The following is a 15,894-nucleotide window of genomic DNA, read 5'->3' as shown; positions in this document are numbered from 1 at the left end:
CGTGGCCCTGAACATAGCTGATCTAGCCGAGCACGCCATCGACGCCGTGCCAGACCGCGTCGCCTTCATTTGTGGTGACGACAAAATCACCTTCGCCGAGTTGGAGGAGAAGGCGAACCGCTTCGCGCACTACCTCCTCGACCATGGCGTCAAGAAAGACGACAAGGTCGGGTTGTACTGCCGCAACCGCATCGAGATCGTGATCGCGATGCTGGGCACCATCAAGGCGGGCGCAATCCTGGTCAACGTCAACTTCCGCTACGTCGAGGGCGAACTGCGGTATCTGTTCGAGAACTCCGACATGGTCGCGTTGGTGCACGAACGCCAGTACGCCGACCGGGTCGCCAACGTGCTGCCCGAGACGCCGAACGTCAAGACGATCCTCGTGGTCGAGGACGGTACCGACCTCGACTACCAGCGCTATGGCGGCGTCGAGTTCTACGAGGCCATCGCCGAGAGCTCGCCGGAGCGGGACTTCGGTGAGCGCAGCGAGGACGACATCTACCTGCTCTACACCGGTGGGACCACCGGCTTCCCCAAGGGCGTGATGTGGCGCCACGAGGACATCTACCGGGTTCTGTTCGGCGGCACCGACTTTGCCACCGGCGAGTTCGTCAAGGATGAATACGACCTGTCGCGGGCGGCCGCGGAGAACCCGCCGATGGTGCGCTATGCGATCCCGCCGATGATCCACGGTGCCACCCAGTCGGCGACCTGGATGTCCATCTTCTCGGGCCAAACCACCGTGCTGTCACCGGAATTCGATGCAGACGAAGTCTGGCGCACCATCCACGAGCACAAGGTGAACCTGCTGTTCTTCACCGGTGACGCCATGGCGCGGCCGCTGCTCGATGCGCTGCAGGCCGCCCTGGACGACGGCCGCGAATACGACCTGTCGTCGCTGTTCCTGCTGGCCAGCACCGCGGCGCTGTTCTCCACCAGCCTCAAGGAGAAGCTGCTCGAACTGCTGCCCAACCGGGTCATCACCGACTCGATCGGTTCGTCGGAGACCGGCTTCGGTGGCACCAGCATCGTGGCCAAGGGCGAGCACCACAACGGTGGTCCGCGGGTGACCATCGACCATCGGACCGTCGTGCTCGACGAGGACGGCAACGAGGTCAAGCCCGGATCCGGCGTGCGGGGCGTGATCGCCAAGAAAGGCAACATCCCGGTCGGGTACTACAAGGACGAGAAGAAGACCGCCGAGACGTTCAAGACCTACAACGGCGTGCGCTACGCCATCCCCGGTGACTATGCCGAGGTCGAGGCGGACGGCTCGGTGACGATGCTGGGCCGCGGCTCGGTGTCGATCAACAGCGGTGGCGAGAAGATCTACCCCGAAGAGGTGGAGGCCGCGCTCAAGGGCCATCCGGACGTCTTCGACGCGCTGGTGGTCGGTGTGCCCGACCCGCGCTTCGGCAACCACGTCGCCGCTGTCGTCGCTCCACGCAAGGGAGCTCGCCCCTCGCTGGCCGATCTGGATGTGTTCGTGCGCAAGGAGATTGCCGGTTACAAGGTGCCGCGCAGCCTCTGGATCGTCGACGAGGTGAAGCGCTCACCGGCCGGCAAGCCCGACTACAAGTGGGCCAAGGACCAGACTGAGCTTCGCCCGGCCGACGAGGTGCACGCCAAGCACGCGGGAGCCGCTAGCTGATGCGTACCGAGCTCTGCGATCGCTTCGGCATCGAATACCCGATCTTCGTCTTCACCCCGTCGGAGAAGGTGGCCGCCGCGGTCACCCGCGCCGGCGGCATGGGTGTCCTCGGGTGTGTGCGGTTCAACGACCCCGACGACCTGGAAGCCGTCCTGCAGTGGATGGACGCCAACACCGACGGCAAGCCGTACGGCGTCGACGTGGTGATGCCGGCGAAGGTCCCCACCGAGGGCTCGTCGATCGACATCAACAAGCTGATCCCGCAAACACATCGGGACTTCGTCGCCAAGACGCTCGCCGACCTCGGAGTGCCACCGCTGCCCGAGGACGAGGCGAAGTCCGAAGGTGTGCTCGGGTGGCTGCACTCGGTGGCCCGCAGCCACGTCGAGGTTGCGCTGCGGCATCCCATCAAGCTCATCGCGAACGCGCTCGGATCACCGCCCAAGGACGTCATCGATCAGGTGCACGAGGCCGGGGTTCCGGTGGCCGCGCTGGCCGGCAGCGCCAAGCATGCGCAGCGGCACGCGGAGAACGGTGTCGACATCGTGATCGCCCAGGGCCACGAGGCCGGCGGGCATACCGGCGAGATCGCCTCGATGGTGCTCGTGCCTGAAGTCGTCGATGGACTGGCCGGCAAGACCGCAGTGCTCGCGGCGGGTGGTATCGGCTCCGGCCGCCAGGTGGCTGCCGCGCTCGCGCTTGGCGCACAGGGTGTTTGGATGGGGTCGGCGTTCCTGACCGCTGCCGAGTACGACCTGGGTGTTCGCACCGAAGGTGGAGCATCGGTGATCCAGGAGGCGCTGCTGGCCGCGACCTCGAGTGACACGGTGCGCCGCCGCATCTACACCGGCAAGCCGGCCCGCCTGCTCAAGAGCCGGTGGACCGAGGCGTGGGACGCCGAGGGTGCACCCGAGCCGCTGCCGATGCCGCTGCAGAACATCCTGGTCTCCGAGGCGCATCAGCGGATGAGCGCCTCCGAGGACCCGTCCACCGTCGCGATGCCGGTCGGTCAGATCGTGGGCCGGATGAACGAGATCCGCCCGGTCGCCGACATCATCGCCGAACTGGTCAGCGGCTTCGAAGCCGCCACGCGACGTTTGGACTCGATCCGCGAGAGCTAGGTGCGCCGCGCGTCTACAGTCGAATGCGATGACCATCGACGTGTGGATGCAGCACCCCACCCGGCGGTTTCTGGCCAGCGATTTCCTCGCGTCGCTGCGTCGGTGGACCGGCGGGCGGATCCCCGAGGGTGACCTGCCGATCGATGTCACCGTTTCCGCGATGGATGCCGCCGGCGTCGGGGTCGGCCTGCTCAGTGCCTGGCGTGGTCCACACGGTGCGGACCTGGTGTCCAACGACGAAGTAGCCGAATGGGTTCGCCAACACCCGACGAGGTTCGCGGGGTTGGCCGCAGTGGATCTCGACCGCCCGATGGACGCGGTCCGGGAACTGCGCAGGCGGGTCCGTGATGACGGCTTCGTCGGGCTACGAGTGGTGCCATGGCTGTGGGGTGCACCCCCGACCGATCGTCGTTACTACCCGCTGTTCGCCGAATGCGTCGAACTCGGGGTGCCGTTCTGCACGCAGGTTGGCCACACGGGTCCGTTGCGACCGTCGGAGACCGGTCGGCCGATTCCCTACATCGACGAGATCGCCCTGGACTTCCCCGAACTGACGATCGTCTGCGGTCATGTCGGCTATCCCTGGACCGAAGAGATGGTCGCCGTGTCCCGCAAACACGAGAACGTCTACATCGACACCTCGGCCTACACCTCCCGGCGGCTACCGAAGGAGCTCGTGAGCTTTATGAAGACCGGCACCGGTGCGCGGAAAGTGTTGTTCGGCACCAACTATCCGATGATCGGACACACGCACGCGCTGGACGGCCTCGCCGAACTCGGGTTGTCCGAGTCGGCTCGTTCGGCGTATCTGCACGACAATGCGACGCGGGTGTTCGCCAAACTCGGGGCTGTGGCCGCGTGAACGGCGCACAGGCACTGATCTCGACCCTGGTCGACCACGGTGTGCGGGTGTGCTTCGCCAACCCCGGAACCTCGGAGATGCACTTCGTCGCCGCGCTAGACACCGTGCCGCAGATGCGTGGTGTGCTCACCCTTTTCGAGGGCGTCGCCACCGGGGCTGCCGACGGTTACGCCCGCATCGCGGACGAGCCCGCCGCGGTCCTGCTGCACCTGGGCCCGGGACTGGGTAACGGCCTGGCCAACCTGCACAACGCGCGGCGGGCACATGTGCCTGCGGTCGTGGTCGTCGGCGACCACGCCACCTATCACAAGAAGTACGACGCGCCGCTGGAGTCCGATATCGACTCGGTGGCTCAGACCGTGTCGGGCTGGCTCCGCCGCACCATGGCGGTCGCCGACGTGGCTGCCGATACCGCCGAGGCCATCGCGTCCGCCCGCGCCCACCGGCACATCGCCACGCTGATCCTGCCCGCAAATGTCTCGTGGGATGAGGGCGCCTCCGGGGTGAAAGAGGTTGCGGCACAGCCGGCAGCAATCCTTCACGATGCCGAACAGATCGAGTCGGCGCTGCGGTCGGGCGAGCCGACGGTCATCATGGTCGGCGGTGACGCCACCGGTGCGGACGGCTTGTCCGCGGCGGTCAGGCTCGCGCAGACGTGCGGGGCTCAGGTGTTGTGCGAGACCTTCCCGGCGCGCCTGGAGCGCGGGGCCGGCTTGCCGGCCGTCGAGCGACTGGCCTACTTCGCCGAAGCGGCGACCGCCCAGCTCGCCGGGGCCCGACATCTGGTGCTGGCCGGTGCGCCGCACCCGGTGTCGTTCTTCGCGTATCCCGGCAAGCCGAGCGATCTGGTGCCCGAGGGCTGTGTGGTTCACACGCTGGCCGGGCCGGTCGGCGCCAGGGCCGCACTGAGCGTGCTGGCCGACCGGATGGCGCCGACCGAGACCGCTGCCACCGCGGCGCCGTCGCGGCCGTCATTGCCGAGCGGTCCGCTCAACGTGGTGACCTCCGCCGACGTGATCGGTGCGCTGCTGCCCGAACATGCCATCGTCGTCGACGAGTCGAACACGTCGGGAGTCCTTCTGGCCCAAGCCACGGCAGGCGCCCCGGCGCATGACTGGCTCACCTTGACCGGCGGCGCGATCGGGTATGCGCTGCCGGTGTCGGTCGGTGCCGCGATCGCCGCGCCGGAGCGCCCGGTGCTGTGTCTGGAGTCCGACGGTTCGGCGATGTACACGATCTCGGCGCTGTGGACGCAGGCCCGCGAACAGCTCGACGTCACCACGGTCGTCTACGCCAACCGCGCCTACGACATCCTGCGCATCGAACTGCAGCGGGTGGGCGCCGAGGCGGTGGGGGAGCGGCCGGGTCCGAAAGCCGAGTCACTGCTCGACTTGACCAGTCCCACTATCGATTTCGTTCGCATATCGAAAGGTATGGGCGTTCCGGCCCGAAGGGTGGGCACTGCCGAGGAGCTTGCCGACGCGCTACGGTGGGCCTTCGAGGAACCGGGACCGCACCTCATCGAGGCGGTCATGCCCTCGATCACCGGCTAGAGCCGCGCACCATCTCATCGCCATCTGAACGCGATGGGTCAGCGCGGTATCTCGAACACCGGGTCGGCGCACTCCAGTGCCTCGGCGGACAGCCTGCGCTTGATGATCTTGAACGTCTCGGTGCGCGGCAAAGCCGTGCTGACCCGCACGAACGCCGGCCACTGTTTGGGCCCGAGGTCGCTTTGGGCGGTCAAGAACGTCCGGAAGTCGGTCACGTCGAACGTCGTGCCCTCGGGCATGACCAGCGCGGCCATCACCCGATCCCCGACCGTCGGATCGGGGATGGCGTAGACGGCCGCCTCGGTCACGTCGGGGTAGCGCATCAGCACCCGCTCTATCGGTGCGGTGCCCAGGTTCTCACCGTCGACCCGCATCCAGTCGCCCAGCCGGCCGGCGAAGTGCACATAGCCGTCGTCGTCGCGGTAGGCCAGATCGCCACTGTGGTAGACGCCGCCGGTCATGCGCTCCGACTCGGCGTCCGAGGCGTTGTAGTACCCGCGGAAGTTGCCGGGCCCGGTGAGGTTGACCAGTTCACCGATGACCCCGGGCGGGCACGGTTCGCCGGTCTCGACGTCGACGATCTCGAGACCCTCGGGCAACGGCCCCAGCGCACCCTCGGGGGTGTCCGGGGTGCGGGCGATGTTGACGCCGCCCTCGGTGGATCCGAACCCGTCGACCACCGTCACGCCGAAACGCTTGGCGAACCGGTCGATGTCGCGCGGCGCGGCTTCGTTGCCGTAGACCACCCGCAGCGGGTTGTCGGCATCGTCCGGACGCGCCGGGGTGGCCAGGATGTAGGACATCGGCTTGCCCACGTAATTGGCGTAGGTGGCGTTGAACCGACGGGCATCAGCGATGAACTGGGAGGCGGAGAACTTGCGGCGCAACGCAATCGAGGCCCCTGCCGCCACCGCGACCGCCCAGCCCGCCATCACCGCATTGGAGTGGAACAACGGCATCGACAGGTAACAGGTGTCGGCCGGTCCGAGACCGAATCTTTCGGCCAGCATCACTCCGGGAAACGCCACTTTCTCGTGCGTGCAGCGCACCGCCTTCGGTCACCGCTGGTGCCGGAGGTGAAGATCAGCATGAACAGGTCGTCGGACGTGCTGGGCGCGAACGAGATCGGCGACCCCCGTGACTGGGAGGCGGAGAACTTGCGGCGCAACGCAATCGAGGCCCCTGCCGCCACCGCGACCGCCCCCCGCCATCACCGCATTGGAGTGGAACAACGGCATCGACGGACAGGGTCGCGGTCGAGATAGGTGTCGGCCGGTCCGAGCCGAATCTTCGGCCAGCATCACTCCGGGAAACGCCACTTTCTCGTGCGTGCAGCGCACCGCCTTCGGGTCACCGCTGGTGCCGGAGGTGAAGATCAGCATGAACAGGTCGTCGGACGTGCTGGGCGCGAACGAGATCGGCGCCCCCGGTACTGGCCGAGCTCGTCGGCCCATGCGGCCGAACCGACATCGATGACGGCCATGCCCTCGGGGACGAAACCGGCGCCGTAGGTCTGCGGTCCGACGTCGTCGCCATCGGCAAGCACCAGCTGGCAGTCGGCGGTCGCGATGTCACGCGCCAGCGCCTCGCCGCGGCGGGTCGGATTCAGCCCGACCGGAACCAGCCCGGCCATCGCGGCCGCCACCAGCAGCGACGAGAAGAACGGCGTGTTGCCCAGCAGCACGCCGACATGCGGGGCGCAGTGGGCGCGCGCTCTGGCCGGCACGACGCCGAGGCTCGGCGGCGTGCATGCAGGCGCCCGCGCATCGGGCGGGCGTCACTGAATCGCGCTATGGCGGCCGGTCGATCGAGCCAGCCGACGGCGCTCGGCGTGATGCCCGCACGCCTGCGCTCGCACGGCGGCGGTCGACGGTCGGCCAGCCGCGCGCAGCAGCCAGGATGTCCGGGTCGGGGCTTGGCCGGATCGAGCCGAGCCCTGCATGCCGCCGCCAGGTCGGCGGCGTCCTGAATGTGTTGGCGCCAGGTCGAATACGAGCCATCGTCGGCGTGGATGCCGCGATCCTCGACGTCGGCCAGCCGCGCCAGCAGGCCGGTGACGGTCGGCTGGTTCACCGATCCGGTCAAGCCGGCGTGTCGGCCAGCTCACGGCCGATCTGCCGCAGCTGTGCGGTGGCGCCGCCCAACGCGAACTCGATCTGCTTGGCGGTGAGGAAGTATCGGTGCACCTGGTGGTCGACGTCGATTCCGACACCGCCGTGGACATGCACGGTGGTGTGGGCGACGCGGTGTCCCGCCTCGGCTGCCCAGAACGCGGCGGTGGCCACTTCGGGGTCGGCGGGCAAGTCCTCCGACAGTCGCCAGGAGGCTTGGACCAACGCCAGCCCCAGACCCTTGACGTCGATGTAGTCGTCGGCAAGTCGGGCGGAGACCGCCTGGAAGCTGCCGATCGGCCGGTCGAACTGCTCGCGGGTGCGGGCGTACTCGGCGGTCAACTCGAGCGCACGCTCCAGCACGCCGAGCTGGAAGGCGGTGTACCCCAACGTCTTGTGTGTGGTCAACCACGCCAGCACCTCGGCGTCACCGACCACCCGATCGGCCCCGACCTCGACGCCGGCGAGATCGAGCTCACCCGAGCTGTTCAGTCCGGTGGTCAGCAACGGCGTCACCGATACTCCGGCGTCATCCTTCGCGACCAGGAAGACCTTTGTGCCGGAATCGGTTTCGGCGGGAACCAGGAACGCGTCCGCGACCGGACCGAACGGAACCTGGGTGCGGGTGCCCGTCAGCCGGAACCCGTCACCGGAGGCGGCGGCCTGCACCGGTCCCTGGCCGAATTCGCCGTCGAGGGCAACAGTCAGGATCTTCTCGCCGGCCACCGCGGGGGCCGCCCACTGCTCGCGCAGTTCCGGCGTGCCGACCCGGCCCAGCGCTCCGGCCCCGAGGACGACCGACTCCAGGTAGGGCACCGCGGCCAGCTGGCGGCCCAGCGCCGCCAGGATCGCCGTCTGCTCCAGGACGCCGAACCCGGCGCCGCCCACCGATTCCGGTGCGGCGGTGGACAAGATGTCGGCGTCGATCAGCTTGCGCCACAGTTCGGTGTCGAAGCGCTGCTCGAGGCCGTCGAGCTCACGCTGATGCTGTGGGGTGCAGACGGCATCGACGATGGTGCCGACGAGCCCCGAAAGATCCTGTGCCGCTTCTGTTCTGGTGAAATCCATGGTGGTCCTAAATCTTCTCGGGTCGTTTAGCGGTTGACTCGGGGCAGGCCGAGGGCGACCATGCCGATGATGTCGCGCTGGATCTCGTTGGTGCCGCCACCGAAGGTGAGGATCAGTGCCGCGCGGTGCATGCGCTCGATCCGCCCGCGGAGCAGAGCGCTCGGCGAATCCTGACGCAGAGTTGCTGAGGGTCCGAGGATCTCCATCAACAACCGGTAGGCCTCGGTGGCCAGCTCGGTGCCGAAGACCTTGGCCGCAGAGGCATCGGCGGGGCTCAGCGTGCCACTCTTGGCCGACGCCAGCTCCCAGTTGATCAGCTTGAGGTATTCGCCCTTGGCCAGCACACGCGCGAGGTTGAGTTGCACCCATTCGGAGTCGATGAGGCGGTTGCCGTGGGCGTCCTTGGTGTTCTGCGCCCACTCCCGAACCTGGTTGAGTGCCAGGAAGATCGGCTGGGCCGACACCAGCGCGACCCGTTCGTGGTTGAGCTGGTTGGTGACGAGTTTCCAGCCACCGTTCTCCTCGCCCACCCGGCTGCTCACCGGAACGCGGACATCCTGGTAGTAGGTGGCGCTGGTGCCGACGCCGGCCATCGTGTGCACCGGAGTCCAGGAGAAACCGTCGGCGGTGGTCGGGACGATCAGCACCGAGATGCCGCGGTGCTTCTTCGCCTCCGGGTTGGTGCGCACCGCCAGCCAGACGTAGTCGGCGTACTGGATCAGGCTGGTCCACATCTTCTGACCGTTGACCACGTAGTCGTCGCCGTCCTGCACCGCGGTCGTGCGCAACGCCGCCAGGTCGGTGCCCGCGCCGGGTTCGGAGTAGCCGATCGCGAAGTGCAGATCACCCGAGGCGATCTTGGGCAGGTAGAACTTCTTCTGCTCTTCGGTGCCGAACGCCATGATCGTCGGCGCGACGCTGTTGATCGTCAGGAAGGGAACCGGTGCGCCGGCGATGGCTGCCTCGTCGGTGAAGATCAGCGAATCCATCGGGTCGCGGTTCTGGCCGCCGTACTCCTCGGGCCAGTTCAGCGTGAGCCAGCCGTCCTTGCCCATCTGGGAGACGGTCTCGCGGTAGATGTTGCCGGTGCCGATCTCGCCGCCCGAGGTCGACGTGAGTGCTTCCAGGCGTTCCGGCGTCATCAGCTTGCCGAAGTACGAGCGCAGCTCGCGGCGCAGCTCCTCTTGTTCGGGGGTGTAACTGATCCGCATCGACTCGATCCTTCGCTGAAAGTTGCTTGCTGTCGACGACCCGCCGACACTCCTGGTTGTAACACGTTCTAGTCTTGTGGTCCAGCGCCCGTTAGGCCGGGATATGGATCGATCTGGTCGTATCGTGGTGCTGCGAACGCCCGGCCGTCGGGGTCTGTAAGCCAAGGAGGTTGTCATGCGAGTCGAAGTCGACCGTGATCGTTGTGAAGGTAACGCTGTCTGTGTGGGAATCGCGCCGGACCTGTTCGAACTGGACGACGAGGACTACGTGATCGTGACCAAAGATCCGATCCCCGCCGACCAGGAGGCGCTGGCCGAGCAGTCCATCGCCGAATGCCCTCGCGCAGCATTGACCCGCAAAGACTAGAGGTATTAGTAAGTTGACTGCAGAAGTGACCGGCGACGCCACCGATCTGACCGGACGCGTCGCCGTGGTGACGGGTGCCGCCTCGGGCCTCGGTCGTGCCGAGGCGATCGGGTTGGCCCGCTCCGGCGCAACCGTCGTCGTCAATGACATGGCCAAGGCGCTGGATTCCTCCGACGTGCTCGACGAGATCAGCGCCGCCGGCTCCAAGGGTGTCGCGGTGGCCGGCGACATCAGCCAGCGCTCAACGGCCGATGAGCTGGTGTCCTGCGCCGACTCGCTCGGTGGGCTGAGCATCGTCGTGAACAACGCCGGCATCACCCGGGACCGCATGCTGTTCAACATGTCCGACGAGGACTGGGACGCGGTCATCGCCGTGCACCTGCGCGGACACTTCCTGCTGACCCGCAACGCCGCGACGTACTGGCGAAACCAGGCCAAGGACAACGGTGGCTCGGTCTACGGCCGGATCATCAACACCACGTCGGAAGCCGGGCTGTCGGGACCGATCGGCCAGGCCAACTACGGTGCCGCCAAGGCCGGCATCACGGCGCTGACGCTGACGGCCTCCCGCGCACTCGGGCGGTACGGTGTGCGGGCCAACGCGATCGCCCCTCGGGCCCGCACCGCGATGACCGCCGACGTATTCGGCGATGCTCCCGATCTCGCCGACGGTGAGGTCGACCCACTGTCGCCCGAACACGTGGTGACACTCGTGCGCTTCTTGGCCTCGCCCGCCTCGGACAAGGTCAACGGACAGGTGTTCGTCGTCTACGGGCCATCGGTCGCGTTGGTGGCCGCACCGACCACCGAGCATCAGTTCGATGCCGACGGCGCCGCCTGGGATCCGACGACGCTGGGCACCGCCATGGGGGCCTACTTCGCCGACCGCGACCCGGAGCGCACCTTCGGTGTGATGGGCCTGCTGCGCGACTGATCGGCCCGAGGGACTACTCGGCCTCGCCGGTGACTGGCTTACCGGCCAGCGCGTCGAGGAAGGACCGCGCCCAGCGATCGACGTCGTGGGCCAGCACCTGCCGCCGTAGCGCCCGCATCCGACGCCGGCCCTCCTCGGCGGTCTGGTTGAGGGCGGCTTCGATGGTGTCCTTGACGCCCTCGAGATCGTGCGGGTTGGTCAGGTAAGCCTGGCGGAGTTCCGCTGCGGCGCCGGTGAATTCACTGAGGACCAGCGCTCCGCCGAGATCGCTGCGGCAGGCGACGTACTCCTTGGCGACCAGGTTCATGCCGTCGCGCAGCGGCGTCACCAACATGACATCGGACGCCACGAAGAACGCGATCAATTCCTCGCGCGGCACCGGGCGGTGGATGTAGTGGACGACCGGATGGCCGACCTCACCGTATTCGCCGTTGATGTGGCCGACCTGCTGCTCTATCTCGTTGCGCAGCACCCGATAACTCTCCACCCGCTCGCGGCTGGGCGTGGCGAGCTGCACCAGAACCGTGTCGTCGCGCTTCGCGCGGCCCTCCGCGAGCAGCTCCGAAAACGCTTTGAGCCGAACGTCGATGCCCTTGGTGTAGTCGAGCCGATCCACACCGAGCAGGATCTTGCGCGGATTGCCGAGCTCGGCGCGCAGTTCCTTCGCCCGCTTGCGGACGTCGCGGTTACGGGCCTTGCTGTCCAAGTCGGCGGAATCGATCGAGATGGGAAACGCGCCGACCTTCACCGTGCGGAAGCCCAGCTGCACTTCGCCGAAGCGGGAGCGCACGCCAACCGATGCGCGAGAGGTGTTGGCGCCGACCAGCCTTCGGGACAGAAACAGGAAGTTCTGGGCGCCACCGGGGAGATGGAAGCCGACGAGGTCGGCCCCGAGCAGACCTTCGATGATCTCGGTGCGCCACGGCATCTGCATGAACAGTTCCACCGGCGGGAACGGAATGTGCAGGAAGAACCCGATGGTCAGATCGGGGCGCAGCGTCCGCAGCATCTTGGGGACGAGCTGAAGCTGGTAGTCCTGAACCCACACCGTGGCGCCTTCGGCGGCGGCGCGCGAGGTGGCTTCGGCGAAGCGCCGGTTGACCTCGACATAGCGATCCCACCATTCGCGGTGGTAGATCGGCTTGACGATCACATCGTGATACAGCGGCCACAGGGTGGCGTTGGAGAAACCCTCGTAGTACTCGGCGACATCCTCGGCAGACAGGCGCACCGGCACGAGCTGCATGTCGTCCTCGACAATGGGCTCCTCGGGCCCGTCGACGATGCCCGGCCAGCCGATCCACGCGCCACGCCGGCGACGCAGCAGCGGCTCCAGCGCGGTGACCAGACCGCCCGGGCTGCGCTTCCACGTCACGCTGCCGTCGGGCAGCCGCTCCATGTCGATCGGCAGCCGGTTGGCGACCACCACGAAATCAGAATCTCCGGAGCGGGCGGCTTTCTTGCCCCCGGACACCGGTTACGCCTCGAGCTTTGAGGGCCCAATGCCGAGCATCGACAGGAAGACCCGGCACTCGTCGGCATCATTCGCGTAGGCCGCGACGACGCGACGGGCTTGGCGCGCCGTGCTGTCGGCCAGGGGCTCGACATCGTCGATATCCGTGGGATTTGTTTTTGCAGGCATTGCTCAACCTTAGCGAAGGAGCTTTGAGCCGCTACGGGCTCGAGGAAATGGTCGACCTTGGCTGGACTGCCACTTCGTCCTGGCTGGTCTCGTAGCACGCCGCCGACTCCCAGTAGCCGGTGCACGGGGTGCCGTTGATGTTGGGAACGAGGTCGGCGCCGACGCCGGTGTCGGAGGTCGACGTCACGTCCTGGGTGGTCCGCGGCTGGAGATCGTCGAACGCCTGATCGCCGTTGGTGGTGGCGACCGGGGTCATGGTGGGCACGCAGTTCCCGGTCGACGGGTCCAGCGACTCACCCGATTGGCAACCCGCCGACCCGCCCGGCTGGGTATCCACCGGCTGGGGGACCGGCACCGGCTGGGGCCCGGGAATCCCGCCCTCGCCTTCGGCGTGCGCCAGCGGAGCTGTGGCCACCGCGAGCGTGAACACGCCCGCGGTGAGCAGCTTCGTCACCCAGGTGAAACGGATCGGCATCGTTGCCCTTTCTAATCTGCTCCCGGACTAGGGGCTGGACGAAATGCTCGAGTGCGGAGACACGGCCGGAACCTGGTTCTCCTGCAGACCGATGCACTGGCCGGTGTTGGCGCCGGTGCACGGGATCCCCTCAACCTCGGGGAGGCTGCTGGTATCGCCCGGGGTCGAGTACGTGACGTTACCGCCGCCGCTGGAGGTCGTGGGGTAATTGCCGCCCGGCTGGTTGGGCACCAACTCCGGGATGCACTGATCGGTGTAGAGATCCTCGGACTCGCCGGCGGGGCACGCCATGACCGGACCCATCGAAGCGCCCGACGGCGCAGCGAGGAACGCAACTGCGGGTGCAGCCGCGATGGTGAGGCTGAATCCGCCGGCGAGGAGGATGCGGCGGCCGACTGAGGAGGAAATCGCCATACTTCACGCTTTCTTGAGAAGTTGACGGAGTTCCGAAGTCGGCCCTCCGTTTTTACGGACTGACGGTCGAGCGGGGTTGAACCGCAGGAGCCTGCTGCTCTTGCTGCAATCCTATGCACTGACCGGTGTTTGCGCCTGTGCAAGGGATGCCCTGGACCTCGGGAAGGCCGCCCTGCGGACCGGTGTTGGGCTGGACCTCACATCCGCCGGTCGCCGGATTGACGGCCTGGCCGGTGGGACACGCGGCCAGCGGTGCGATGGACGGAACGGCGACGACGGCCAGCGCGGGGGCTGCCGTCACCGCGAGCGCGAAGCCGCCTGCGAGGGCAAGGCGCCGTGTCGCATTCTTCAAGTTAGCCATGATTGTGCCTTCTGTTCGGTTTGCTGAGTGACTGTGTGAGGCAGTGTATGGCTGCCTTCGGGGTCCCGCAGTTGTTCGGCCGTTTTATCGATACCCAGAGCCAGGCTGTTACACCGGGGTCAATATTCTGAGCCGATAAATTCTGCTCCAACTCAAGCGCTGATCACGGCGTACAACAGCGGTCGGCGACAATGCGACTGCCGAAATTGCGGAAGGCCGGGGAACGGGCCCGAATTGGCGCTCCGGGGTGTATCGGCCGGGGATTTCCCCCCGGTTTGTCGCGTCCCGCGGAAGGCCCGACCGCCTGCGCGCGGATGTTCGCTGGGGGCGGTGGTGGGACGGGCCCTTTGCCCCGGCGTGCCGCCGTGGTTCTATACGTAGAACCTGTTTCAGTTTTGCGTGAGGAGTCGGCGTGCAGCTCTCGTTCGAGGATCGGACGTACCTGGTCACCGGTGGTGGCAGCGGTATCGGCAAGGGCGTGGCGGAAGGGCTGGCCAAGGCCGGCGCCAACGTCATGATCATTGGCCGCGGTGCCGACCGGCTGGCTGCCACCGCCGAGGAGATCAACGCCGCCGCACCCAACGGCAACGTCCGCTACGAGCCGGCCGACGTCACCAACGAGGACCAGATCGCCGCGGTGGTGGATGCCGCCACGGCCTGGAACGGAAGGCTGCACGGCGTGGTGCACTGCGCCGGCGGGTCGCAGACCATCGGCCCCATCACCCAGATGGACTCCGAAGGCTGGCGCGCCACGGTCGACCTCAACATCAACGGTTCGATGTACGTGCTCAAGCATTCGGCCCGGCAGATGGTGCGCGGCGGCGGCGGATCGTTCGTCGGGATCTCGTCGATCGCGTCCAGTAACACCCATCGGTGGTTCGGGCCGTACGGCGTCACCAAGTCGGGTCTGGACCATTTGATCCAGCTGGCCGCAGACGAACTCGGGGCGTCCTGGGTGCGCGTCAACGGCATCCGGCCCGGCCTGATCCGCACCGAGCTGGTGCAGATGGTTCTCGACTCGCCCGAGATCAGCGGCGACTACGCCGAATGCACGCCGCTGCCGCGCCCCGGTGAGGTCGAAGACGTCGCGAACGCGGCGCTGTTCCTGCTCAGCGATGCCGCCCAGTGGATCACCGGACAGATCATCGGCGTCGACGGCGGCCAGAACCTGCGCCGCGGGCCGGACTACTCGGCGATGCTCGAGCCGGCCTTCGGCGCCGACGGGCTACGCGGAGTGGTCTGAGGCTGCCGCGTCGCGAGCCGCAAGACTGCCGACCGCAGACCAATCCAGGTGGTCGCCACCGGCGGCCAGCAGGCGCAGGAACCGGTCGCGCAGCAGGCTGGCGATCGGCAACGGCACCCGTAGCTCCTCGGCGGCGGCCAGGACCAATCCAATGTCCTTGTGTCCCAAGGGTGCAGCGAATCCGGCCGGCTCGAACTGCTCGCTGGCGATGAGCCCGCCGTAGGTCTTGTACACCGGCGCTGAGAACAACGTGGACGTCAGGATGTCCAGATACTGGTGCTTGTCGACCCCGCCTCGGTCCACCAGCGCCATTGCCTCGCCGAGGGACTCGATCACCGAGCCGATCAGGAAATTGCCGCTCAGCTTCACCAGGTTGGCGGCCGACGCATCCTCCGACACCACGAAGGTGCGCTGGCCGATCGCGTCGAAGACGGGCGTCACCGCAGTCACGGTCTCGGATGGGCCTGCGGTGACGACGAACAGGGCCGCGGCCGCGGCGGCCTCCGGGCGGCCGAAGACGGGTGCTGACACGAACTTCTGGCCGGCGGCAGCGTGCGCTTCGGCGAGGCGTTTCGACAGAGCGACGCTGATCGTGCTGGAGGAGATGTGGACGGTGCCCGGTCCGGCCGAGGCGATGATGCCGCCGTCGCCGAACGTCACCGCCGTCACCGCGTCGTCATTGGCGAGCATCGTCAGCACGACCTCACCCCGGCACGCGCCGGACACGCTGTCGGCGGGCCGGGCCCCGACCGACGCCAACTCGTCCACCTTCGCCCGGGATCGGTTGTAGACGGTCACGTCGTGACCGGCCTTGATCAGATTCGCGGCCATGCCCGCGCCCATGTTGCCCAGCCCGATGACTCCGATGCGCATGACAC

At 67.4% G+C, this 15,894-nt stretch carries 15 protein-coding genes and 2 pseudogenes; 7 read left to right on the top strand and 10 right to left on the bottom strand.

Going from position 1 to position 15,894, the window contains the following annotated elements; genetic code table 11:
• The first annotated feature begins 1 nt into the window (after position 1).
• Genes D3H54_RS25670 through D3H54_RS25655 form a run of 4 tightly spaced genes read left to right on the top strand, consistent with a single transcriptional unit; the run spans position 2 to position 5,190 of the window.
• Positions 2–1,654: an acyl-CoA synthetase gene (locus D3H54_RS25670; RefSeq protein WP_149382368.1), complete on the top strand. Its 1,653-nt coding sequence runs from the start codon at positions 2–4 to the stop codon at positions 1,652–1,654.
• On the top strand, positions 1,654–2,775 hold the full coding sequence (locus D3H54_RS25665; protein WP_149382366.1) for an NAD(P)H-dependent flavin oxidoreductase: 1,122 nt from the start codon (positions 1,654–1,656) through the stop codon (positions 2,773–2,775). The genes D3H54_RS25670 and D3H54_RS25665 overlap by 1 nt, the downstream gene beginning before the upstream one ends.
• Positions 2,776–2,803: 28 nt before the next feature.
• Entirely contained in the window at positions 2,804–3,637 is an 834-nt protein-coding gene (locus tag D3H54_RS25660; protein ID WP_149382363.1) for an amidohydrolase family protein, read from the top strand.
• Positions 3,634–5,190: an acetolactate synthase large subunit gene (locus D3H54_RS25655; protein WP_149382361.1), complete on the top strand. Its 1,557-nt coding sequence runs from the start codon at positions 3,634–3,636 to the stop codon at positions 5,188–5,190. The genes D3H54_RS25660 and D3H54_RS25655 overlap by 4 nt, the downstream gene beginning before the upstream one ends.
• Before the next feature lie 38 nt (positions 5,191–5,228).
• Here D3H54_RS25655 and D3H54_RS25650 read toward each other — a convergent pair.
• From D3H54_RS25650 to D3H54_RS25630, 4 genes and pseudogenes are all read right to left on the bottom strand, one after another.
• Positions 5,229–6,328, bottom strand: a pseudogene (locus D3H54_RS25650) (AMP-binding protein); the annotation flags it as partial.
• Between the two features lie 3 nt (positions 6,329–6,331).
• Positions 6,332–6,886, bottom strand: a pseudogene (locus D3H54_RS25645) (AMP-binding protein); the annotation flags it as partial.
• Positions 6,887–7,271: 385 nt separating this feature from the next.
• Complete coding sequence (locus D3H54_RS25635) at positions 7,272–8,369, bottom strand: acyl-CoA dehydrogenase family protein (protein WP_149382359.1); 1,098 nt, start codon at positions 8,367–8,369, stop codon at positions 7,272–7,274.
• A gap of 26 nt (positions 8,370–8,395) precedes the next feature.
• Positions 8,396–9,580: an acyl-CoA dehydrogenase gene (locus D3H54_RS25630; RefSeq protein ID WP_149382357.1), complete on the bottom strand. Its 1,185-nt coding sequence runs from the start codon at positions 9,578–9,580 to the stop codon at positions 8,396–8,398.
• A 175-nt stretch (positions 9,581–9,755) separates the two neighbouring features.
• Between D3H54_RS25630 and D3H54_RS25625 the strand changes: the two genes are divergently transcribed.
• A complete protein-coding gene (locus D3H54_RS25625) occupies positions 9,756–9,947 on the top strand; it encodes a ferredoxin (protein WP_036346341.1) in 192 nt (63 codons plus the stop codon).
• 25 nt (positions 9,948–9,972) lie between these two features.
• A complete protein-coding gene (locus D3H54_RS25620) occupies positions 9,973–10,881 on the top strand; it encodes a 3-oxoacyl-ACP reductase (RefSeq protein WP_149383736.1) in 909 nt (302 codons plus the stop codon).
• A gap of 13 nt (positions 10,882–10,894) precedes the next feature.
• Here D3H54_RS25620 and D3H54_RS25615 read toward each other — a convergent pair whose 3' ends face one another.
• The 5 genes from D3H54_RS25615 to D3H54_RS25595 are packed head-to-tail and all read right to left on the bottom strand — an operon-like array spanning position 10,895 to position 13,773.
• The gene (locus D3H54_RS25615) at positions 10,895–12,355 is read right to left on the bottom strand and encodes an alpha,alpha-trehalose-phosphate synthase (UDP-forming) (RefSeq protein ID WP_149382355.1); all 1,461 of its coding nucleotides are present in this window, start codon (positions 12,353–12,355) and stop codon (positions 10,895–10,897) included.
• A gap of 3 nt (positions 12,356–12,358) precedes the next feature.
• Complete coding sequence (locus D3H54_RS25610) at positions 12,359–12,523, bottom strand: hypothetical protein (RefSeq protein WP_109751046.1); 165 nt, start codon at positions 12,521–12,523, stop codon at positions 12,359–12,361.
• 31 nt (positions 12,524–12,554) lie between these two features.
• On the bottom strand, positions 12,555–12,998 hold the full coding sequence (locus D3H54_RS25605) for a hypothetical protein (protein WP_149382353.1): 444 nt from the start codon (positions 12,996–12,998) through the stop codon (positions 12,555–12,557).
• Between the two features lie 27 nt (positions 12,999–13,025).
• Positions 13,026–13,412 (bottom strand): intersectin-EH binding protein Ibp1, encoded by a 387-nt coding sequence (locus tag D3H54_RS25600; protein WP_149382351.1) that lies wholly within the window; start codon positions 13,410–13,412, stop codon positions 13,026–13,028.
• Positions 13,413–13,464: 52 nt separating this feature from the next.
• Positions 13,465–13,773, bottom strand: a complete 309-nt coding sequence (locus D3H54_RS25595; RefSeq protein ID WP_149382349.1) for an intersectin-EH binding protein Ibp1 — start codon at positions 13,771–13,773, stop codon at positions 13,465–13,467.
• Between the two features lie 412 nt (positions 13,774–14,185).
• Between D3H54_RS25595 and D3H54_RS25590 the strand changes: the two genes are divergently transcribed.
• On the top strand, positions 14,186–15,016 hold the full coding sequence (locus D3H54_RS25590; RefSeq protein WP_149382348.1) for an SDR family oxidoreductase: 831 nt from the start codon (positions 14,186–14,188) through the stop codon (positions 15,014–15,016).
• Here the strand turns inward: D3H54_RS25590 and D3H54_RS25585 are convergent.
• Positions 14,999–15,889, bottom strand: a complete 891-nt coding sequence (locus tag D3H54_RS25585) for an NAD(P)-dependent oxidoreductase (RefSeq protein ID WP_149382346.1) — start codon at positions 15,887–15,889, stop codon at positions 14,999–15,001. The two genes, D3H54_RS25590 and D3H54_RS25585, sit on opposite strands and share 18 nt — an antisense overlap.
• Positions 15,890–15,894: the final 5 nt, after the last annotated feature.

Source organism: Mycobacterium sp. ELW1 (genome assembly GCF_008329905.1).
GTDB lineage: Bacteria > Actinomycetota > Actinomycetes > Mycobacteriales > Mycobacteriaceae > Mycobacterium.
The sequence above is the reverse complement of the archived record's forward strand: the minus strand, read 5'-3'. Positions and strand labels throughout refer to the sequence as shown.

Bases quoted from the DNA above. Each gene is read 5' to 3' on its own strand.
- D3H54_RS25665 (WP_149382366.1), top strand. From the start codon at position 1,654: ATGCGTACCGAGCTCTGCGATCGCTTCGGCATCGAATACCCGATCTTC.
- D3H54_RS25660 (WP_149382363.1), top strand. From the start codon at position 2,804: ATGACCATCGACGTGTGGATGCAGCACCCCACCCGGCGGTTTCTGGCC.
- D3H54_RS25635 (WP_149382359.1), bottom strand. From the start codon at position 8,369: ATGGATTTCACCAGAACAGAAGCGGCACAGGATCTTTCGGGGCTCGTC.
- D3H54_RS25630 (WP_149382357.1), bottom strand. From the start codon at position 9,580: ATGCGGATCAGTTACACCCCCGAACAAGAGGAGCTGCGCCGCGAGCTG.
- D3H54_RS25625 (WP_036346341.1), top strand. From the start codon at position 9,756: ATGCGAGTCGAAGTCGACCGTGATCGTTGTGAAGGTAACGCTGTCTGT.
- D3H54_RS25610 (WP_109751046.1), bottom strand. From the start codon at position 12,523: ATGCCTGCAAAAACAAATCCCACGGATATCGACGATGTCGAGCCCCTG.
- D3H54_RS25605 (WP_149382353.1), bottom strand. From the start codon at position 12,998: ATGCCGATCCGTTTCACCTGGGTGACGAAGCTGCTCACCGCGGGCGTG.
- D3H54_RS25600 (WP_149382351.1), bottom strand. From the start codon at position 13,412: ATGGCGATTTCCTCCTCAGTCGGCCGCCGCATCCTCCTCGCCGGCGGA.
- D3H54_RS25595 (WP_149382349.1), bottom strand. From the start codon at position 13,773: ATGGCTAACTTGAAGAATGCGACACGGCGCCTTGCCCTCGCAGGCGGC.
- D3H54_RS25585 (WP_149382346.1), bottom strand. From the start codon at position 15,889: ATGCGCATCGGAGTCATCGGGCTGGGCAACATGGGCGCGGGCATGGCC.